The sequence below is a fragment of the Variovorax sp. 278MFTsu5.1 genome (genome assembly GCF_048305045.1).
GTDB classification, from domain to species: Bacteria; Pseudomonadota; Gammaproteobacteria; order Burkholderiales; family Burkholderiaceae_C; genus Variovorax; species Variovorax guangxiensis.
This window is the reverse complement of record NZ_CP157622.1, coordinates 1,773,919-1,791,882: the sequence shown is the minus strand read 5'-3', so window position 1 is coordinate 1,791,882 and position 17,964 is coordinate 1,773,919. Positions and strand designations below refer to the sequence as shown.

The window sequence follows — 17,964 nt, the reverse complement described above, 5'->3', positions numbered from 1 at the left end:
GCTCGCGCTCATCAGCGCGTCGGGCCCTCGAAAGTGGCGTTGCGCAGGAAGCCGGAGGGCATTTGCGAAGCGCCGCCGGCCTGCTGGTGCGCTTCGAGGAGTTGATCCAGGCGCGGGTCGCGCAGCATGACCTGCGGATTGCCGTTGCCCACGATCACGCGGGTCGGGGTCAGCGTGTTGCCGACGGCCTGGGGGCCGTTGACCGCGGCCGCGGCAAGCACCGAGTTCACGGCCGGTGCCGGCTGCTGTTGCTGCTGCACCGAAGCCAGTTGAGCACCGCCTTGCTGCGGCACGGCCGAGCCGTTGCCGACCAGGGTCCAGCTGATGGCGGCAACGGCCATCAGCGATGCGGCGCCGGCCACCAGCTTCCAGCGGAACACCGGCTCGTTGGCCGCTTCCGCCCTGCGCTGGACCGGCATGGCCACGGCGACGGGCTCCGCCACCGGGGCCATCATCACCGGCTCTGCCGCCAGCCGCTGCTGGAAGCGCGCCAGGAAGGCCGAGGTGTCGCTGCACGGCGAATGCGAACCCGAGCGCAGCACGTCGCCCACCACGTGGTAGGCCTGCCATGTCGCGCGCGACTCGCCTTCGGCGCCGATCGCCTCGATAGCCTGAGCGAACGCCTCGCCCTGCAAATGACCATCCGCAAGTGCGGACACCTGTTCCCGAACCGTCATCGTCTGATTCATTTCATTCACCTGCTTACTACCAACGCTTGCCGGACTGGTTGTCCAGCAACGGCTTGACCCTGGCCGAAATGGCCTCGCGCGCTCGGAAAATCCGCGAACGCACCGTGCCGATAGGGCAATCCATGACCTCGGCAATCTCTTCGTAACTCATGCCCTCGATCTCGCGCAGCGTGACCGCCTGCCGAAGTTCGGCAGGGAGCGCTTCCATGGCTGCCTCGACGGCGCCGGCGATTTCGTTCGCCGCCATGACCGATTCGGGGGTTTCGTCGCTGGTTGGTTCGTTTCCGGGACGGTAAGTTTCATCCTCATCCTCGGAAGAAGGCCTCAGAGCCGCCTCGGAGACGGTGGGATCGCGCTTCATGTCCACCAGCGCCTTCTTGGCGGTGTTGACGGCGATCCGGTAGAGCCAGGTATAGAACTGCGCTTCGCCGCGGAACTGGTGCAGGGCGCGGTAGGCGCGAATGAAGGTTTCCTGCGCGATGTCCTCGATCAGGTCGACATCGCGCACCATCCGCCCGATCAGGCGCTCGATGCGGCGCTGGTACTTGATGACCAGCAGTTCGAAGGCCTTCTGGTCGCCTGCGACGGTGCGCTGGACCAGTTGGAAATCGACCTCGCCCGGACGCGCCGCCGCGGCGGGCGCGTCGTTCAGGCCGGAGTCCGGCGGCACGGGCGGGGAAGTGGTCATCGAAGAAGGTTCAGGGCGCGTCGGCCGGAGCTGTCGCGCGCCAGGGGTCGGCCGCGGGCATGGCGGCCGGGGGGCGCGAATATACCGCGCGGCGCAGATCGCGCCAGCGCTCGGGCATGGCCCGCTGCTCGATCCAGATCCAGCGCCGGGCACGGCCCGGTTCGCTCAGGCGCAGCAGCATCAGCGACTGGAAGTCGAGCGCCACGGAGGCACGCGCGACGTGCACGCCACGGGAGGCCTGATTGCCTGTCAGCGACCAGTAAAGGCCGTCGAAGTGCAGGACGCCCGCGCCTTCTTGCCGCAGGCCGAAACCCGCGGCGACGCCCGCGAACACGACACTGAGAACCAGCAGGAGATGACGCCATCCGACGCTATCGAAGAGATAGCAGGACGCACCTGCGCAAAGAGCCCCCAGCGCCCAGAGAACGACAAGAATCCGGGTTGCGCCACGCGAGCGCCCCACCGGATAGGTCACCGACGGCGCGCTGTGCATGACAGAGCGACGCTCAAGCGCGCTTGAACACCAGCGTGCCGTTGGTGCCGCCGAAGCCGAAGTTGTTCTTGACCGCGACATCGATCTTCAGATCGCGCGCCTCATTGGCGCAGTAGTCGAGATCGCACTCCGGATCCTGGTTGAAGATGTTGATGGTCGGAGGGCTCTTCTGCTCGTGCAGCGCCATCACGGTGAACACCGACTCGATGCCGCCCGCGCCGCCCAGCAGGTGGCCGGTCATGGACTTGGTCGAATTGACGACCAGCTTCTTCGCGTGGTCGCCGAAAGCCAGCTTGACCGCATTGGTCTCGTTGACGTCGCCGATCTGCGTGGAAGTGCCGTGCGCGTTCAGGTATTGCACCTGGTCGGCGTTGACGCCCGCGTTCGACAGCGCCATGGCCATCGAGCGGCGGGGGCCGTCGACGTCGGGCGCGGTCATGTGATACGCGTCGCCCGTCAGGCCGAAGCCCGCGACCTCGGCGTAGATCTTGGCGCCGCGCGCCTTGGCGTGTTCGTATTCTTCGAGCACCAGCACGCCGGCGCCCTCGCCCAGCACGAAGCCGTCGCGGTCCTTGTCCCATGGGCGCGAGGCCGTGGCCGGATCGTCGTTGCGGGTGCTCAGTGCGCGAGGCGCGGTGAAGCCGCCGATGCCGAGCGGGGAGATCGTCGATTCCGCGCCGCCGGCGATCATGACGTCGGCGTCGCCGTACTCGATCATGCGAGCCGAGGTGCCGATGGCATGCAGGCCGGTGGTGCAGGCGGTCACGACCGCGATGTTCGGGCCCTTGAAGCCGTACTTGATCGAGACGTGGCCCGAGATCATGTTGATGATCGAAGCCGGCACGAAGAACGGCGACACCCGGCGCGGGCCGCGGTTCATCAGCTCGCCGTGCGTTTCCTCGATCATCGGCAGGCCGCCGATGCCCGAGCCGATGTTGCAGCCGATGCGCACGGCCTGCTCATAGGAGAGCGCTTCGCCGGTCGGCAGTCCGCTGTCCTGCACCGCCTGGATGGCGGCGGCGAGCCCCAGATGAATGAAGCGGTCCATGTGACGCGCTTCCTTCTCCGAGATGTATTGGGTGATGTCGAAACCCTTGACCTCACCTGCGAACTTGCAGGCGAAGGCGCTTGCATCGAACGCGGTGATGTTCGCAATGCCCGACTTCCCGGCCAACAGGTTGGCCCAGGATTCGGCAACGGTGTTTCCGACAGGAGCGATGCAACCGAGTCCGGTAACGACGACGCGGCGTTTGGTCATGCCGGCAAACCTTTCTGAAAGCGCTGAACAGTTGCCTGTCGGCGCGTGCGGTTCAAGAAAAAGCCGCCGGCCGCAGTTGCAATGTTGTTGTCAGCTGGCCGATCAGGCCTTTTGATTCTTGGTGGCGTAGTCGACGGCGTTTTGCACCGTGGTGATCTTCTCGGCGTCTTCGTCGGGAATTTCGATGCCGAATTCGTCTTCGAGTGCCATCACGAGTTCGACCGTGTCGAGAGAGTCGGCGCCGAGGTCAGCCACGAAAGCCTTTTCGTTCGTCACCTGGGACTCTTCCACGCCGAGTTGCTCGGCGATGATTTTCTTGACACGTGCTTCGATATCGCTCATTTGGTTCCCTCTGAGGGTTGTAGGTAATCGGTGGATTTTAGCCGGGCGCATTGTGGCATTTGCCGTGCCCCCGGGACGGAGAAAACTTGCGCCTTGCGGCTACATGTGCATGCCGCCGTTGACGTGCAGCTCCTGCCCCGTGACGTAGGACGCCTGGGGCGATGCGAGGTACGCCACCGCGTGCGCGATGTCGGCCGGCTTGCCCAGGTGGCCCAGCGGGATCTGCTGGAGCAGCGCCTGTTGCTGGGCTTCGGGAAGGCTGGCCGTCATGTCGGTCTCGATGAAACCGGGGGCGACGCAGTTGACGGTGATGTTCCGGCTGCCCAGTTCGCGGGCCAGCGCACGGGTCATGCCCGCCACGCCCGCCTTGGCGGCCGCGTAGTTGGCCTGGCCGGCATTGCCGGAAGCGCCCACCACGCTGGTGATGCTGATGATGCGGCCGTAGCGCTGCTTCATCATCGGGCGGATCACCGCACGCGAGAGCGAGAAGACGGCCTTGAGATTGGTGTCGAGCACCGCATCCCAGTCGCTGTCCTTCATGCGCATGGCGAGCGTGTCGCGCGTGATGCCGGCGTTGTTCACCAGCACGTGGATGGCGCCGTATGCCTGCACGATCTCGTCGATCAGGGCCTCGACGGCAGCGCCGTCATTGACGTTCAGCGCGCGGCCGCGGCCGTCGTACGCGCTCAGCGCCGCGGTGATCTTGGCCGCGCCGTCATCGGTGGTACCGGTGCCCACGACCTTGAGGCCGCGCTGGGCCAGCTCCAGCGCGATCGCCGCGCCGATGCCGCGCGTCGCGCCGGTGACCAGGGCAACCTGCCCTTCGAATTTGGGAATGCTCATAAGAAAAGTATGGGGGCCTTGGCGCCGTCAGCCGGCGAGCGATTGTCGGGTGTCCGCGAGCGTTGCCGGGTCGTACACCGACGCGGCTTCCAGATCGGGGGCAATGCGCTTCACCATGCCGGCCAGCACCTTGCCGGGACCGCACTCGATGATGGCGGCTACACCGCGCAGTTTCAAGGCCTGCACGCTCTCGACCCAACGCACCGGGCCAGCGGCCTGGCGCACCAGGGCGTCGCGGATGCGGTCGGCGTCGGTTTCGACGGCGACGTCGATGTTGTTCAGCACAGGGATCTGCGGCGCAGCCAGCGTGACCGAAGCCAGCTTCTCGCGCAGCGCTTCCGCCGCGGGCTTCATCAGGCTCGAATGGAAAGGCGCCGAAACCGGCAGCAGCAGCGCGCGCTTGGCGCCGTTTGCCTTCAGCAGCTCGCAAGCTTTGTCCACCGCAGCTTTGCTGCCGGCGATCACCGTCTGCACCGGGTCGTTGAAGTTCACCGCTTCAACGACTTCCGCGCTGCCGGCGCCGAAACTGGCCGTGGCTTCCGCACACCCAGCCACCACCTTGCCCGACTCCATGCCAAGCACGGCAGCCATCGCGCCGACGCCCACAGGCACGGCCTGCTGCATCGCCTGTGCACGGAAGCGCACCAGCGGCGCGGCCTGCGCCAGCGTCAGCACGCCCGAAGCAACCAGCGCCGAATACTCACCGAGCGAATGCCCCGCCACGACGGAAGGCTTCGCGCCACCCTCGGCCAGCCATGCGCGCCATGCGGCCACACCAGCCACCAGCATCACGGGCTGGGTGTTCGTGGTGAGCGCCAGCTCTTCCTTCGGGCCGTTCTTGATCAGGGCGCCGACATCTTCGCCGAGCGCCTCGGACGCCTCACGCAGCGTTTCGGCCACGGCCGGATGGTCGCCCCAGGCGTCGAGCATGCCGACAGCCTGCGAGCCCTGCCCCGGAAAGACAAATGCAAAGGATTTCATTGTTTACGCGTCGTCTCGCATTGCCGGCCCCTTCCGGGGCACCGCAACGCACTAGCTAACTACAGATTCAACAGCACCGCGCCCCAGGTGAAGCCGCCCCCCACGCCCTCGAGCATGAGCGTTTCGCCTTTCTTCACCTTGCCCGAGCGCACCGCCTCGTCGAGCGCCAGCGGAATCGAGGCGGCGGAGGTGTTGCCGTGCTCGTTGACCGTGACGATCAGCTTCTCGCGCGGAAGCCTCAGCTTCTTCGCGGTGCCCTCCATGATGCGGATGTTGGCTTGGTGCGGGATGAGCCAGTCGATGTCGGTGTCTACCTTGCCGGCCTTTGCCAGCGTGGCACGCGCCGCCTCTTCGAGCACGCGGACCGCGAGCTTGAAGACGGCCTGGCCGTCCATGTGCAGCAGCGGCGTGCCCAGCACGTTGCCGCCCGAAACGTGGCCCGGCACGCAAAGAATGCCGACGTGCTTGCCGTCGGCGTGCAGGTCGCTTGCCAGGATGCCGGGCTCCTCGCTGGCCTCGAGCACCACCGCGCCCGCGCCGTCGCCGAACAGTACGCAGGTGGTGCGGTCGTTGAAGTCGAGGATGCGGGAGAACACTTCGGCGCCCACCACCAGCGCACAGCGCGCGGTGCCGGTGCGGATCATCGCGTCGGCGACGGTGAGCGCGTAGACGAAACCGCTGCAGACCGCCTGCACGTCGAACGCCGGGCAGCCGGCAATGCCGAGCTTGTTCTGGAGGATGGCTGCCGACGACGGAAACACCATGTCCGGCGTGGAAGTCGCGACGATGATCAGGTCGACGTCGCTGGCCTTGCGGCCGGCCGCCTCCAGCGCGTGCCGGGCCGCCTGGAGACCGAGGTCGCTGCTGGTGACATCCGGCGCGGCGAAATGCCGGGCGTGAATACCGGTGCGCTCGACGATCCACTGGTCGGAGGTCTCGATGCCTCGCGTAGCCAGATCCTTGGCGAGATCGTCATTGGTCACGCGGCGTGGAGGCAGGTAGCTGCCGGTGCCGGTAATGCGTGAATAAGGAGTCATCAAACGTGAAGGGCTGTCGCGTCGACCGGCGCCGCCGGTTCCTGCCGCGCGAGCAAAGGCGCGGCGTGGGCGATGCGGGCCCGCACGCGATCGAGCAGGTTGTTGCGAGCGGCATCATAAGCGCGATCCAGCGCATGACCGAAAGCCACCTCGTCAGCCGAGCCATGGCTCTTGAAAACCAGTCCACGCAGGCCCAACAAGGCGGCACCGTTGTAGCGACGATGATCCAAGCGACTTTTAAACGCTTTTAGGACCGGATAAGCAACAATTGCCGCAATTTTGGTGAAAAGGCTTCGCGAGAATTCGACCCGGATGAACTCGCCGATCATCGACGCGACGCCTTCGCTGGCCTTGAGCGCCACATTTCCGACAAAACCGTCACAGACGACAATGTCGGTCGTGCCCTTGAAGATATCGTTGCCTTCCACGTTGCCGTAAAAGTTCAGATCCTTGGAATTGGCGGCCGTACGCAGCAGTTGGCTTGCTTTCTTGATCGTTTCGCTGCCCTTGATGGCTTCCTCGCCAATATTGAGCAGGCCGACCGAAGGCGCCTCGTTGCCGGTCAGCGCCGAGACCAAGGCCGAGCCGAGCACGGCAAACTGAAGCAGGTCTTCGGCATCGCAATCGACGTTGGCGCCGAGGTCGAGCACCGTCGTTGCTCCGCCCTTGGCATTGGGGAGCTGCGGCGCGATGGCCGGGCGGTCGATGCCTTCCAGCGTCTTGAGCAGGTAGCGCGCGATCGCCATGAGGGCGCCGGTATTGCCGGCGGAAACGGCCGCCTGGGCGGCGCCGTCCTTGACCTGCTGGATTGCGACGCGCATCGAAGAATCCTTCTTCTTGCGCAGGGCGATTTCGATTGGATCGTCCATGCCCACGACTTCGCTCGCAGCGACGATACGGGCACGCGGATGGTCAGCAAACCCGGCCAGCGCGGCCGGCGCGCCGACAAGCAGCAACGAGGCATCGCCGTGCCGCTCGAGGAACGCGCGGCAGGCCGCGAGCGTGACGCGCGGCCCATGATCACCCCCCATGCAATCCACGGCGAGCGTGATTGCGGAAGGCGCAGCGGTGTTTTCGGAAAAAGAAGGCGTAGCCATCAAAACAAAGGCCCGACGCTACGGCAAAAGTAGCTTCGGGCCTTGGCCTTGGGATGCGAGATCAGGCTTCGGACTTGTTCTTGAGAACCTGGCGGCCACGGTAGAAACCGTTCGGGCTGATGTGGTGGCGCAGGTGGGTTTCGCCGGTGGTCGGCTCCACGGCGATGCCGGGCACGACCAGTGCATTGTGGGAACGGTGCATGCCGCGCTTGGAAGGCGACTTCTTGTTTTGCTGGACGGCCATGATGGCTCCTGGACTGTTAGGTTGGTGATTGGATGCGGGCTCAAGCGGTGGCAATAAACGAAACCCGCAAAACCCGGAGGCATGTATGGAATGCCCCTGTCGTCGTTTCGTGTATCGCTGCTCACGGCGGCGCGCGCGAAGCCCATGATTATAGCCCAGCCTGAGGCAAAGGGCTACTTTCCCTCTTCCGGCTTGCGCGAACGCAACGCACCGAGCACGGCAAAGGGGTTCGGCTTGGCCTCTTCGGCGGCCTTGAAGTCCTCGTCGCTGGACGAAAGCCGCACCGGCGTGGGACAGACCTCATGGGCCGGCATGACGGGGATTTCCATCAGAAGCTCGTCTTCGATGAGGGTATGGAGGTCGAAATCCCGGCTCACGACGAGCAAATCTTCCTCGGATTCCTCGTCTTCCGCCTCGGCGACCTCCTCGTTGGCGACGAAGCGGAACCAGCGGTCCACGGTAAGCGATGTATCTACAGGCGACAGGCAGCGCTGGCAAACCAGCGGCACGACGGCCTCGGCCTCCAGATGGAGCCAGGGCACCGGCTTGCCATCCGCGCCGGGGCGGTCTTCGCCGTGGGCCGTCCAGTTCACCACCGCATCGGGAGCGGGAGCAGCCAGTTCGGCGACCAGGCGTGCGTATTTCGGAACCGGATCTGCGGCTTCCATCGTGGCGCCAGCGGCGGCGAAACCGGGCACATTGAGCCGTTCGGGGGCGAATTCTCTCTTCATCCACGCCAGTCTAGCGCGCCAGCCATCCGGCCGGCATGGGACATGCCTGAGGGTTTTAGGCGGCTCACGCACAATCGTCGGCATGCAACGCACAGTGATCCTCGCTTCCACCTCGCGCTATCGCCGCGAATTGCTCACCCGCCTGCGCCTGCCCTTCGACGTGCACTCGCCGGAAGTGGACGAAACACCCTTGCCCGGCGAAACGCCGCACGACCTCGCCGTCCGCCTCGCGCTCGAAAAGGCCAATGCCGTGGCCGCCCGTTTCCCCGAAGCCGTGGTCATCGGCTCGGACCAGGTGGCCGATCTCGCCGGCGAAGCGCTGGGCAAGCCCGGCGACCACGCCAGGGCCACCGCCCAGCTGCGCCGCATGCGCGGCCAGACGCTGATCTTCCAGACCGCCGTGGCCGTCGTCTGCAAGGCCACGGGCTTCGTCCAGCGCGACATCGCCCCCGTGCGCGTGGTGTTCCGCGATCTCAGCGACGCCGCCATCGAGCGCTACCTGCAGGCCGAACAGCCCTACGACTGCGCCGGCAGCGCCAAAAGCGAGGGCCTGGGCATCGCGCTGCTGAACACCATCGACAGCGACGACCCGACCGCGCTGGTCGGCCTGCCACTGATAAGAACCTGCCAGATGCTGCGCGCCGCGGGGGTCGACCTCCTATGACGCAGAAGGAAAAAGGCAAGCTCTATCTCGTCCCCGCGCCGCTCGATTTCGGCTGCGAGGCTCAAGCCCCGTTGCAGGATGCCCTGCCCTTGGGCACCTTGCAGACGGCCGCCGGCATCACGCACTGGATCTGCGAGAACGCGAAGTCCGCGCGCGCCTACCTGAAGCGCATCGACGCCGTCGCGCCGCTCGCCGCGCCCCTGCAGGCGCAGAACATCCAGGAACTGCCGCGCGAAGTGCACAAGAAGGGTGACCATGCCGGGCAATTCGACGCCCGCCCCCTGCTCGCCGCCGCGCTCGAAGGCCACGATGTCGGCCTGCTGAGCGAAGCCGGTATGCCGGCGGTGGCGGATCCGGGCTCGTCGGTAGCGCGCGCCGCGCACGACCTTGGCCTCGCCGTGGTGCCGCTGACCGGCCCCGTCTCCCTGTTGCTTGCGTTGGCCGCGAGCGGGCTCAACGGCCAGAACTTCGCCTTCGTCGGCTACCTGCCGCAGGACGCCGGCGAGCGCCAGGCCCGCATCCGCGAGCTCGAGGCGCTGGCGCTCAAGTCGGGGCAGACGCAGCTCTTCATCGAGACGCCCTATCGCAACGCCGCACTGCTGCAGGCACTGACGCAGACGCTGCAGCACAACACCCGCCTCGCCGTGGCACGCGGCCTGACGCTCGCCAACGCCCACGTGCGCAGCGAGACGGTCAAGTCCTGGCGCGCCGCGAAGCCCCAGCCCACCACTGACGAACGCCTGCCCGCCGTGTTCGCGATCGGCCGCTGATGATGGTGGCCATTACCGCAGCCACGCGCTGGGCTTCGCGCGCGCAGTTCTTCGCAGCCGGCTTCATCTTCGCGACCTGGGGCGTGCACGTGCCCACGGTCAAGGCGCACTACGGCATCGACGAGGCCCAGCTCGGCCTGGCCATGCTCGCGGCCGGCGCCGGAGCCATGTTCGGACTGACCAGCGCGGGCCGCTGGATCGGCCGCAACGGCCCGCGGCGCATGGCCGGCATCTGCGGCGTCGTCTACGCGCTGCTGCTGGCAGGCCTGATCGCCATGCCGGGCTACGCGGCGCTGCTGGTGCTGCTGGCAGCCTTCGGCCTCGTGACGAGCGTGTTCGACGTGTCGATCAACACGGAGGCCGCCCAGCTCGAGCTGCATGGCGGCACGCCGCTGATGAGCGGCATGCACGGCATGTTCAGCCTCGGCGGCATGGCCGGTGCCGCGAGCGGCAGCGCCGCGCTGGCGGCCGGGCTCGGCGCGCAGGCGCACCTGCTGGTGGTTGCAGCCGGCATGACGGTGCTCGTCGCACTGGCCTCCACACGCATGCTGCCCCGCCCTGCCACCAGCGGTGCGACCGAAGTCGACCACGGCTTCCTGCTGCCTCGCGGCACGCTCGCCGTGCTGGGCGTGCTCGCCGCGCTGGGCCTGATCGCCGAGGGCGCGATCTACGACTGGAGCGTGCTCTACATGCAGCAGGAAATCGGCAGCCCGCAGCAGCAGGCCGCGCTGGCGTACGCGAGCTTCTCGGCGGCGATGGCGGCTGCGCGCTTCGGCGGCGACGCCCTGCGCGCGCGCTTCTCGCCGGCTGCGCTGCTGCTCGGCAGCGGCCTGCTGGCGGCGGCATCAATGACGCTGGTGCTCATCACCGATCTGCCCTGGCTGGCACTGGTCGGCTTCGCCGGCGTGGGGGTAGGTTTCGCGAACGTGGTGCCGATCCTGTTCTCGGCCTCCGCGAAGGTGCCCGGCATCGAGCCCGCGCGTGGCATCGCGTCGGTCTCGGCCGTGGCTTATCTCGGGTTCATGGCAGGCCCGGCGGTGATCGGCCTGCTGGCGCGCGCGACCTCGCTGACGGCGGCGCTCTACGTGGTGGTGGTCTTCGCCGCGGCGCTGGCGGCATCGGCGCGCTACACGGCCGGCGGCGAAGCCAGGTAAGAAACGATCAGCGCAGCGCCGGCGTGGCGTGCATCAGGCGCACGGTGGTCTCGGCCATCGCCGCGCCGAACTTCTTGGCCAGCTTCTCGGCCACGTTGTCGCGGCGGGTGTAGTCGATCACCTCTTCGGCCTTGATCACTTCGCGCGCCACGTAGTCGACATTGCCGAGCTGGTCGGCCAGGCCGTACTCGACGGCCTGCTCGCCGCTCCAGAAGAGGCCGCTGAACAGGCCCGGGGTATCGAGCTTGAGGCGGTCGCCGCGGCCGGCCTTCACCACATTGATGAACTGCGTGTGGATCTGGTTGAGCATGGTCTGCGCATGCGCGCGCTGCGCGTCGCTCATCGGGCTGAACGGGTCGAGGAAGCCCTTGTTCTCGCCGGCCGTCAGCAGGCGGCGCTCGACGCCCACCTTCTCCATCACGCCGGTGAAGCCGAAGCCGTCCATCAGCACGCCGATGCTGCCGACGATGCTGGCCTTGTCGACGTAGATCTTGTCCGCCGCGGCGGCGATGTAGTAGGCCGCCGAGGCGCAGGTTTCCTCGACCACGGCATAGACCGGTTTCTTGTACTTGGCCTTCAGGCGCTTGATCTCGTCGTTGATGATGCCGGCCTGCACCGGGCTGCCGCCAGGGGAGTTGATCAGCAGGACCACGCCCTTGGCGCCCTCGTCCTCGAAGGCTGTCTTCATGGCCGCGACCACGAACTCGGCGCTCGCGTCGCCGCCGTTGGCGATTTCGCCCTTGATCTCGACGACGGCCGTGTGCGCCGAGGTCTTGGCCGTGCTCGGCGTGCTGCGCGAGAACGCGGCCCAGGCCAGGAAGACGAAGAAGGCCAGCCAGGCCAGTCGCGTGAAGGTCTTCCAGCGGCGCGCGGCCTTCTGTTCGTTCAGCGAGGCGAAGGCGAGCTTCTCGAGGGTTGCGCGCTCCCAACCGGGGCGCTGCGTGGGATCTTTGGCCATGTTCGTGGAAGGGGCCCGCTCAAAAGGTTCGAACCCCGAGGGTTCGGTTCGGTTCGGGTCGGTCATGTCGGTCAGAAAGTCAGGGGGTGAAGGTTCCAGTCAGTATGCCAGTGCACCACGCCGTCATGCTCGCTCAGCGCGATCTTCACGAGGCCGCCGCGGCACGGGCCGCCCGCGCATTCGCCGGTGTCGGGCCGATAGGCCGCGCCGTGCGTCGCGCACAGCAGCCACTGGCCGGTGTCGTCGAAGAAGCGGTCGGGCTGGAAATCGAGCTCCATCGCGACGTGCGTGCAGCGATTGAGGAACGCATGCGGCCGGCCCTCGAAACGTATCGCGAAGGCGCGGCAGGTCTCGCCGCCGTAGATCACGTCGAAGGGCACCGCCAGGCCGCCTTCGGCCAGGTCGCAGGCGTTGCACAGCGGAATGCGTTCTTGATCGCTCATGGCGGCATCTTGATCGATTCTGTTCAGGCGTTTTCGAGCAGCCAGGCTTCGAGGTCGGCCACCGAATGGGCGACGTGCAGCGGCTTGAATTCGTCGAAGCTCGCGGGCTCGTGGGCGCCGTAGCTCACGCCCACGCTGGCGCAGCCGGCGTTCTGCGCGAGCTGCAGGTCGTGCGTGGTGTCGCCGATCATCAGGGTGCGCTCGGGCGGCACGTCGAGTTCTTCCATCAGCTCCAGCAGCATGCGCGGGTGCGGCTTGCCGAAGGTCTCGTCGGCGGTGCGCGAGGCGTCGAAGCGGTCGCGCAGCGCGACCGTCTTGAGCGCCTCGTTGAGGCCGCGGCGCGACTTGCCCGTGGCCACCGCCAGTTGGTGGCCGCGCTCGCGTAGCGCGTCGAGCATCTGCAGCACGCCGTCGAAGAGAACGATGTCGTCCTGGTGCTGCAGGTAGTGGTAGCGGTAGCGCGCGCCGAGTTCGGGGTATTTCTCCTTCGGCACATCGGGCGCCGCGCGCGCGAGCGCCTCGGCCAGGCCCAGGCCGATCACCCAGGCGGCGTCGTTCTCGCTAGGCTTCGCGCCGCCCACGTCGATCACTGCGGCCTGGATGCAGCGCACGATGAGGCGGGTGGAGTCGTAGAGCGTGCCGTCCCAGTCGAATGCAATCAGGTCGAAGCGCCGGGGTCTGTTGGAATCAGTCATGAACCTTGGAGGTGGGGTGTTGGGCCATCGCCTCGAGGGCGGCGGGAGGCATCAGCGAGAGCAGCTCGGACGGCAGGCTGGCCTGCAGCGCAACGCGTTCGCCGCTGGCCGGGTGATTGAACTGCAGCCGCCACGCGTGCAGGAACATGCGCCGCAGGCCCAGCTTGTGAAGGGCGCGCTGGCGATCGGCTTCGCCGTACTTGTCGTCGCCCGCAATCGGATGGCCGGCCGAGGCGAGATGAACGCGGATCTGGTGCGTGCGGCCGGTCTTGATCGTGACCGCCAGCAGCGACATCGGAGCCGACTCGCCCGGCAGCGAGAGCCCGGCCAGCACCCGCACCAGCGTGACGGCGCGCATGGCGTCCGGGTGGTCCTTGGCAACCACACGTACGCGGCGCTCGCCCGCGCCGGCCGAGCCGTCGGGCAGCAGATACCTGGCGAGAGGCGCGTCGAGCACCTTTTTGCTGGCCGGCCAGTCGCCTTCGACCAGCGCCAGATAGGTCTTGCCGGTCTCGCGTTCGCGGAACTGGTCCTGCAGCGCGACCAGCGCGCTGCGCTTCTTGGCGACCAGCAGGATGCCGGAGGTCTCGCGGTCCAGCCGGTGCACCAGTTCCAGGAACTTGGCCCCGGGCCGCGCGGTGCGCAGTTGCTCGATCACGCCGAAGCTCACGCCGCTGCCGCCGTGGACGGCCACGCCGGCCGGCTTGTCGACGGCAAGGACGGCGTCGTCTTCCAGCAGGACGGGAAATTCGCGCGCTGGCGCAGGCGGGGCGGCGCCCTCTTCCGCGCGCTGCGAAATGCGGATCGGCGGCAGCCGCAGCACGTCGCCGGCTTCGATGCGGGTCTCGGCCTGCACCCGGCCCTTGTTGATGCGCACCTCTCCCGACCGGATGATCCGGTAGATGTGCGTCTTCGGAACGCCTTTCAGATGGCGGAAAAGGAAGTTGTCGAGCCGCTGCCCGGCGGATTCGGCATCGACCGTGAGGAATCTGATGGCCGAATGCGGCGCCCCGGGTTCTCCTGCGGCCTGCAGGCCTGCGGGATTTCGAGCAGCCGCGGGCCCTTGCTTCGCACCTATAATGTTTTTCACCAGCGCGGTCATGTAAGTGCTTGATTAGACAGAAGTTTAGTCCACTGCCATCAAATACCCAGGGCGGCGCTGGGAGGTCGATGCCGCTTTGGCGCCGAGCTGCAAACCCCGCGCAATCGCGCAAAGTGGCAGACAAGGCGCCCAAGTCAAGCCGACACCCACGAAACACCGATACGGAATACCCCAGCCTGCAGCTTCCAAGCTGCCGGCGGATCGAAGCGAGTCCCTTGTTGTGTTGATGCTGCTGATTCGAATGTGCCTGCACTGGCTTGCGCCGGTGGCTTCGGCCATTCAGCCGTCCGCAGCGCGCGCCATCATTGCGCAACCGGCTATCAAAAAGATAGCTACCCAACACCGAATCTGGCTCGCGCCCATCCACGCGCCCCCACCCCGGCTGTCTTCTTGAGCTAACGCTCGAGAAGCCCGCCCGCGCCCTGCGCGGCAGCGGCAGCATCCGGGGCCCAAGCGGCAATTCCCTGGTTTCGCGGGCGTCGTCCGTGCATCGTTGGCTCGTCAAGGGCCGGTAGAACGATACATATAAGGACAACGCATCATGAAGCGGATGCTGATCAATGCCACGCAGGCCGAAGAACGCCGCCTGGCCATCGTCGACGGGCAGAAACTGCTCGACTACGAAATCGAAATCGAAGGGCGCGAACAGCGCAAGGGCAACATCTACAAGGCGGTCGTCACGCGCGTCGAGCCCTCGCTCGAAGCCTGTTTCGTCGACTACGGCGAAGACCGCCACGGCTTCCTGCCGTTCAAGGAAATCTCCAAGCAGTACTTCGCCGAAGGCGTGTCGGCCAGCCAGGCCCGCATCCAGGACGCGATCCGCGAGGGCCAGGAACTGGTCGTTCAGGTTGAGAAGGAAGAGCGCGGCAACAAGGGCGCGGCCCTCACCACCTTCATCTCGCTGGCCGGCCGCTATGTCGTGCTGATGCCGAACAACCCCCGCGGCGGCGGCGTCTCGCGCCGCATCGAGGGCGACGACCGCGCCGAGCTCAAGGAGGCGATGGACCAGCTCGAGTACCCCAAGGGCATGAGCATCATCGCGCGCACCGCCGGCATCGGCCGCTCGGCGCCCGAACTCCAGTGGGACCTGAACTACCTGCTCAAGCTCTGGAGCGCCATCGACGGCGCCGCCAAGGGCGGCAAGGGCGCCTTCCTGATCTACCAGGAATCCTCGCTCGTCATCCGCGCCATCCGTGACTATTTCAATCACGACATCGGCGACATCCTGATCGACACCGACGACATCTACGACCAGGCGCAGCAGTTCATGGCGCACGTCATGCCCGAGCATGCCTCGCGCGTGAAGCGCTACCGCGACGACGCGGCGCTGTTCAGCCGCTTCCAGATCGAGCACCAGATCGAGTCGGCCTACGCCCGCACCGTGCAACTGCCCTCGGGCGGCGCCATCGTCATCGACCACACCGAGGCGCTGGTCTCGGTCGACGTGAACTCGGCGCGCGCCATCAAGGGCGGCGACATCGAGGAAACCGCCACCCGCACCAACCTCGAAGCCGCCGACGAAGTGGCCCGCCAGATGCGCCTGCGCGACCTGGGCGGCCTGATCGTCATCGACTTCATCGACATGGACGAGTCGAAGAACCGCCGCGAAGTCGAAAGCCGCCTGCGCGACGCGCTCCGGCAAGACCGCGCCCGCGTGCAGTTCGGCTCGATCAGCAAGTTCGGCCTGATGGAAATGAGCCGCCAGCGCCTGAAGCCGGCGCTGTCCGAAGGCTCGTCGATCCCCTGCCCCCGCTGCGGCGGCTCGGGCCACATCCGCGATACCGAGTCGAGCGCGCTGCAGATCCTGCGCATCATTCAGGAAGAGTCGATGAAGGACAACACCGCCGCCGTGCACGTGCAGGTGCCGGTGGAAGTGGCCTCCTTCCTGCTGAACGAGAAGCGCACCGAGATCGCCAAGATCGAACTCAAGCAGCGCGTGAGCGTGCTGATGGTGCCCAACAAGACGCTCGAGACGCCCAACTACAAGCTCGAGCGCCTGAAGCACGACGACCCGCGCCTCGACCACATCGAGGCCAGCTACAAGATGGCCGACGAGATCGAGGACCCGACCTCGGTCACCCGCCGCTCGCAGGAGCCCACCAACAAGCAGACGCCCGTTATCAAGGGCGTGCTGCCCGACGCGCCGGCTCCGGTTGTGCCGCCCAAGCCCGAAGCCGTGCGCGCTCCCGCCGCACCGGCGCCGGTCGCTCCGCCCGTGGTGAGCGCGCCCGTTCCGGCGCAGACCGGCTTCTTCGCCTGGATCAAGAACCTGTTCGGCGGCAAGCCCGAGCCGGTCGCGGCTCCCGCGCCGGCGCCGATCCCGGTCGAGGCACCGAAGCCCCGCCGCGACGGCCGCCCCGGCCGTGACGGCGAAGCTCGCAGCGGCGAACAGCGCCGTGGCGGCCGCAACGGCGAAGGCCGCGGTGAACGCGGCGAGCGAAGCGAGGGCCGTGGCGAGAACGGCGGACGCCAGGGCGGCCGCGACGGCGAACAGCGCCGCGGTGGCCGTGGCGGCGAACGCCGCGAAGGCCGCAACGGCGAACAGCGCAACGAGCAACGCAACGAAGGCGCCAACAACCAGCCGCGCGAACAACGCGAGCCGCGCGAAGCCCGTGAGGCACGCGCACCGCGCGACGGCGAACAGCGCCGCAACGGACGCGGCGAGCGCCGCGAAGGCGAAGGCCGCGAAGGTCGCGAAGGTCGCAGCAGCGTGCTGCCGGCCGATGCGCTGGCAGGCACCGACCTCGAAGCCCAGCAACTGGCCGGCGCCGTTGCGGGCGACGAAGGCAACACGGCCGAACGCGCACCGCGCGCCCGTGGCGAGCGTCGCGAACGTGGCGAGCGCAATGAGCGTAGCGAGCGTGGTGAACGCAATGGCGACCGCGAACGCAACGCAGCCGAAGCCGGCGAAGGCGAGCAGCGCCAGCCCCGCAACGGTCGCGATGAACAGCGCGGCCCCCGTGGCGACCGCAACGACGGCCGCCGTGAACGCCGCGGCAACGACGCAGCGCAAGCCGAAGCGGATGCACGCGGCGCCGAAGCCGCTGCAGCCGACGCCGAGCAAGGCAGCGAAGCCGCCATCAACGGCAACGGCGAGCAGGCACCGCGCCGCGACGGCGAAGAGCGCCGCGGCCGTTCGCGCGACCGCTACGGCCGCGACCGCCGCGAACGCGGCCCGCGCGAAGAAGCCGAAGCCGGTGCCGCAGTGGCTTTCGCCGAAGGCTTCTCACAGCAGGGGCAGCAACAGGAGCCCCAGCAGCAACTGCCGCTGGCGTCCGAGCGCGTCGAAGCCGTGGAAGCCGTTGCCGTCGCAACGGAAGTCCGCGAGGCACCGCAGCAACAGCAGCCCCGTGCCGAGCGCCCCGCGCCGGTCGTCGCCGTTGCTGAAGCAGCAGCCGAGCAGATCGTGATCGAAAGCGCTTCCGCCAAGGCACCCGCGGCCGCCAACGGCCGCGCGCTGCCCAAGGTCCAGCCCTTCGAACTGCCGCTGGCAGAACTCGCGCAGATCGCCGAAAGCTCGGGCCTGCAGTGGGTCAACTCGGACGCCGAGCGCATCGCCCAGGCGCGCGCCGCGATCGAAGCCGAGCCGAAGCCGGTGCACGTGCCGCGCGAGCGCCCGCCGCTGGTGGTGCTCGACGAGGGCCCGCTGGTGCTGGTCGAAACCCGCCGCGACCTCGGCTCGATGTCGCTGCCGTTCGAACAACAGCAGCAGCAACAACAGCAGTAAAGCCTGCTGGAAGCAAATGAAAAACGGCGCCACTGGCGCCGTTTTCAT

19 protein-coding genes are annotated in these 17,964 nt (G+C 67.3%); 4 read left to right on the top strand and 15 right to left on the bottom strand.

From position 1 onward, the window contains the following. Nucleotides 1-11 precede the first annotated feature (11 nt). The 11 genes from ABL844_RS07950 to ABL844_RS07900 form a co-directional block, all read right to left on the bottom strand. Nucleotides 12-689, bottom strand: coding sequence for a sigma-E factor negative regulatory protein (locus ABL844_RS07950; protein ID WP_418124991.1), 678 nt, complete (start codon nucleotides 687-689; stop codon nucleotides 12-14). A gap of 16 nt (nucleotides 690-705) precedes the next feature. Continuing rightward, entirely contained in the window at nucleotides 706-1,377 is a 672-nt protein-coding gene (gene rpoE / locus ABL844_RS07945) for an RNA polymerase sigma factor RpoE (protein ID WP_126022645.1), read from the bottom strand. A gap of 10 nt (nucleotides 1,378-1,387) precedes the next feature. After that, complete coding sequence (locus ABL844_RS07940) at nucleotides 1,388-1,870, bottom strand: hypothetical protein (protein WP_418130945.1); 483 nt, start codon at nucleotides 1,868-1,870, stop codon at nucleotides 1,388-1,390. 13 nt (nucleotides 1,871-1,883) lie between these two features. Further along, nucleotides 1,884-3,128, bottom strand: a complete 1,245-nt coding sequence (gene fabF, locus ABL844_RS07935) for a beta-ketoacyl-ACP synthase II (RefSeq protein ID WP_019654120.1) — start codon at nucleotides 3,126-3,128, stop codon at nucleotides 1,884-1,886. 102 nt (nucleotides 3,129-3,230) lie between these two features. Next, entirely contained in the window at nucleotides 3,231-3,470 is a 240-nt protein-coding gene (acpP, locus tag ABL844_RS07930; protein WP_007830471.1) for an acyl carrier protein, read from the bottom strand. A gap of 99 nt (nucleotides 3,471-3,569) precedes the next feature. Continuing rightward, the gene (gene fabG, locus ABL844_RS07925) at nucleotides 3,570-4,313 is read right to left on the bottom strand and encodes a 3-oxoacyl-ACP reductase FabG (protein WP_126022642.1); all 744 of its coding nucleotides are present in this window, start codon (nucleotides 4,311-4,313) and stop codon (nucleotides 3,570-3,572) included. 27 nt (nucleotides 4,314-4,340) lie between these two features. Beyond that, entirely contained in the window at nucleotides 4,341-5,294 is a 954-nt protein-coding gene (fabD, locus tag ABL844_RS07920; protein ID WP_126022641.1) for an ACP S-malonyltransferase, read from the bottom strand. Nucleotides 5,295-5,353: 59 nt separating this feature from the next. Further along, nucleotides 5,354-6,331 (bottom strand): beta-ketoacyl-ACP synthase III, encoded by a 978-nt coding sequence (locus tag ABL844_RS07915; RefSeq protein ID WP_126022640.1) that lies wholly within the window; start codon nucleotides 6,329-6,331, stop codon nucleotides 5,354-5,356. Continuing rightward, complete coding sequence (plsX, locus tag ABL844_RS07910; RefSeq protein WP_126022639.1) at nucleotides 6,331-7,428, bottom strand: phosphate acyltransferase PlsX; 1,098 nt, start codon at nucleotides 7,426-7,428, stop codon at nucleotides 6,331-6,333. Before plsX ends, ABL844_RS07915 begins: the two co-directional genes overlap by 1 nt. A gap of 61 nt (nucleotides 7,429-7,489) precedes the next feature. After that, nucleotides 7,490-7,672 carry a 50S ribosomal protein L32 gene (rpmF, locus tag ABL844_RS07905; RefSeq protein WP_007830466.1) on the bottom strand — a complete coding sequence of 61 codons (183 nt, stop codon included), beginning with the start codon at nucleotides 7,670-7,672 and terminating at the stop codon, nucleotides 7,490-7,492. Nucleotides 7,673-7,845: 173 nt separating this feature from the next. After that, nucleotides 7,846-8,403 (bottom strand): YceD family protein, encoded by a 558-nt coding sequence (locus tag ABL844_RS07900; RefSeq protein WP_184635500.1) that lies wholly within the window; start codon nucleotides 8,401-8,403, stop codon nucleotides 7,846-7,848. A gap of 82 nt (nucleotides 8,404-8,485) precedes the next feature. Between ABL844_RS07900 and ABL844_RS07895 the strand changes: the two genes are divergently transcribed. Genes ABL844_RS07895 through ABL844_RS07885 form a run of 3 tightly spaced genes read left to right on the top strand, consistent with a single transcriptional unit; the run spans nucleotide 8,486 to nucleotide 10,991 of the window. Continuing rightward, on the top strand, nucleotides 8,486-9,067 hold the full coding sequence (locus tag ABL844_RS07895; RefSeq protein ID WP_418130944.1) for a Maf family protein: 582 nt from the start codon (nucleotides 8,486-8,488) through the stop codon (nucleotides 9,065-9,067). After that, nucleotides 9,064-9,837, top strand: coding sequence for an SAM-dependent methyltransferase (locus ABL844_RS07890; protein WP_418119511.1), 774 nt, complete (start codon nucleotides 9,064-9,066; stop codon nucleotides 9,835-9,837). Before ABL844_RS07895 ends, ABL844_RS07890 begins: the two co-directional genes overlap by 4 nt. 2 nt (nucleotides 9,838-9,839) lie before the next feature. Continuing rightward, on the top strand, nucleotides 9,840-10,991 hold the full coding sequence (locus ABL844_RS07885) for an MFS transporter (protein WP_126022929.1): 1,152 nt from the start codon (nucleotides 9,840-9,842) through the stop codon (nucleotides 10,989-10,991). Nucleotides 10,992-10,998: 7 nt separating this feature from the next. Here the strand turns inward: ABL844_RS07885 and ABL844_RS07880 are convergent, their stop codons facing one another. From ABL844_RS07880 to ABL844_RS07865, 4 genes are read right to left on the bottom strand one after another with little or no spacing between them, the layout of a single operon-like run. Then, a complete protein-coding gene (locus ABL844_RS07880) occupies nucleotides 10,999-12,015 on the bottom strand; it encodes a S49 family peptidase (protein ID WP_126022635.1) in 1,017 nt (338 codons plus the stop codon). A 5-nt stretch (nucleotides 12,016-12,020) separates the two neighbouring features. Continuing rightward, nucleotides 12,021-12,392: a Rieske (2Fe-2S) protein gene (locus tag ABL844_RS07875; protein WP_184635494.1), complete on the bottom strand. Its 372-nt coding sequence runs from the start codon at nucleotides 12,390-12,392 to the stop codon at nucleotides 12,021-12,023. Between the two features lie 23 nt (nucleotides 12,393-12,415). Continuing rightward, on the bottom strand, nucleotides 12,416-13,087 hold the full coding sequence (locus ABL844_RS07870) for an HAD family hydrolase (RefSeq protein WP_418130943.1): 672 nt from the start codon (nucleotides 13,085-13,087) through the stop codon (nucleotides 12,416-12,418). Further along, entirely contained in the window at nucleotides 13,080-14,177 is a 1,098-nt protein-coding gene (locus ABL844_RS07865) for an RluA family pseudouridine synthase (RefSeq protein WP_418130942.1), read from the bottom strand. The genes ABL844_RS07870 and ABL844_RS07865 overlap by 8 nt, the downstream gene beginning before the upstream one ends. 553 nt (nucleotides 14,178-14,730) lie before the next feature. On the opposite strand from ABL844_RS07865, the gene ABL844_RS07860 reads away from it, so the two are divergent. Further along, nucleotides 14,731-17,916: an Rne/Rng family ribonuclease gene (locus ABL844_RS07860; RefSeq protein ID WP_418130941.1), complete on the top strand. Its 3,186-nt coding sequence runs from the start codon at nucleotides 14,731-14,733 to the stop codon at nucleotides 17,914-17,916. Nucleotides 17,917-17,964 lie beyond the last annotated feature (48 nt).

Coding starts and splice junctions, on each gene's coding strand:
- ABL844_RS07950 (WP_418124991.1), bottom strand. CDS start 689: ATGAATCAGACGATGACGGTTCGGGAACAGGTGTCCGCACTTGCGGAT.
- rpoE (WP_126022645.1), bottom strand. CDS start 1,377: ATGACCACTTCCCCGCCCGTGCCGCCGGACTCCGGCCTGAACGACGCG.
- ABL844_RS07940 (WP_418130945.1), bottom strand. CDS start 1,870: ATGCACAGCGCGCCGTCGGTGACCTATCCGGTGGGGCGCTCGCGTGGC.
- fabF (WP_019654120.1), bottom strand. CDS start 3,128: ATGACCAAACGCCGCGTCGTCGTTACCGGACTCGGTTGCATCGCTCCT.
- acpP (WP_007830471.1), bottom strand. CDS start 3,470: ATGAGCGATATCGAAGCACGTGTCAAGAAAATCATCGCCGAGCAACTC.
- fabG (WP_126022642.1), bottom strand. CDS start 4,313: ATGAGCATTCCCAAATTCGAAGGGCAGGTTGCCCTGGTCACCGGCGCG.
- fabD (WP_126022641.1), bottom strand. CDS start 5,294: ATGAAATCCTTTGCATTTGTCTTTCCGGGGCAGGGCTCGCAGGCTGTC.
- ABL844_RS07915 (WP_126022640.1), bottom strand. CDS start 6,331: ATGACTCCTTATTCACGCATTACCGGCACCGGCAGCTACCTGCCTCCA.
- plsX (WP_126022639.1), bottom strand. CDS start 7,428: ATGGCTACGCCTTCTTTTTCCGAAAACACCGCTGCGCCTTCCGCAATC.
- rpmF (WP_007830466.1), bottom strand. CDS start 7,672: ATGGCCGTCCAGCAAAACAAGAAGTCGCCTTCCAAGCGCGGCATGCAC.
- ABL844_RS07900 (WP_184635500.1), bottom strand. CDS start 8,403: ATGAAGAGAGAATTCGCCCCCGAACGGCTCAATGTGCCCGGTTTCGCC.
- ABL844_RS07895 (WP_418130944.1), top strand. CDS start 8,486: ATGCAACGCACAGTGATCCTCGCTTCCACCTCGCGCTATCGCCGCGAA.
- ABL844_RS07890 (WP_418119511.1), top strand. CDS start 9,064: ATGACGCAGAAGGAAAAAGGCAAGCTCTATCTCGTCCCCGCGCCGCTC.
- ABL844_RS07885 (WP_126022929.1), top strand. CDS start 9,840: ATGGTGGCCATTACCGCAGCCACGCGCTGGGCTTCGCGCGCGCAGTTC.
- ABL844_RS07880 (WP_126022635.1), bottom strand. CDS start 12,015: ATGACCGACCCGAACCGAACCGAACCCTCGGGGTTCGAACCTTTTGAG.
- ABL844_RS07875 (WP_184635494.1), bottom strand. CDS start 12,392: ATGAGCGATCAAGAACGCATTCCGCTGTGCAACGCCTGCGACCTGGCC.
- ABL844_RS07870 (WP_418130943.1), bottom strand. CDS start 13,087: ATGACTGATTCCAACAGACCCCGGCGCTTCGACCTGATTGCATTCGAC.
- ABL844_RS07860 (WP_418130941.1), top strand. CDS start 14,731: ATGAAGCGGATGCTGATCAATGCCACGCAGGCCGAAGAACGCCGCCTG.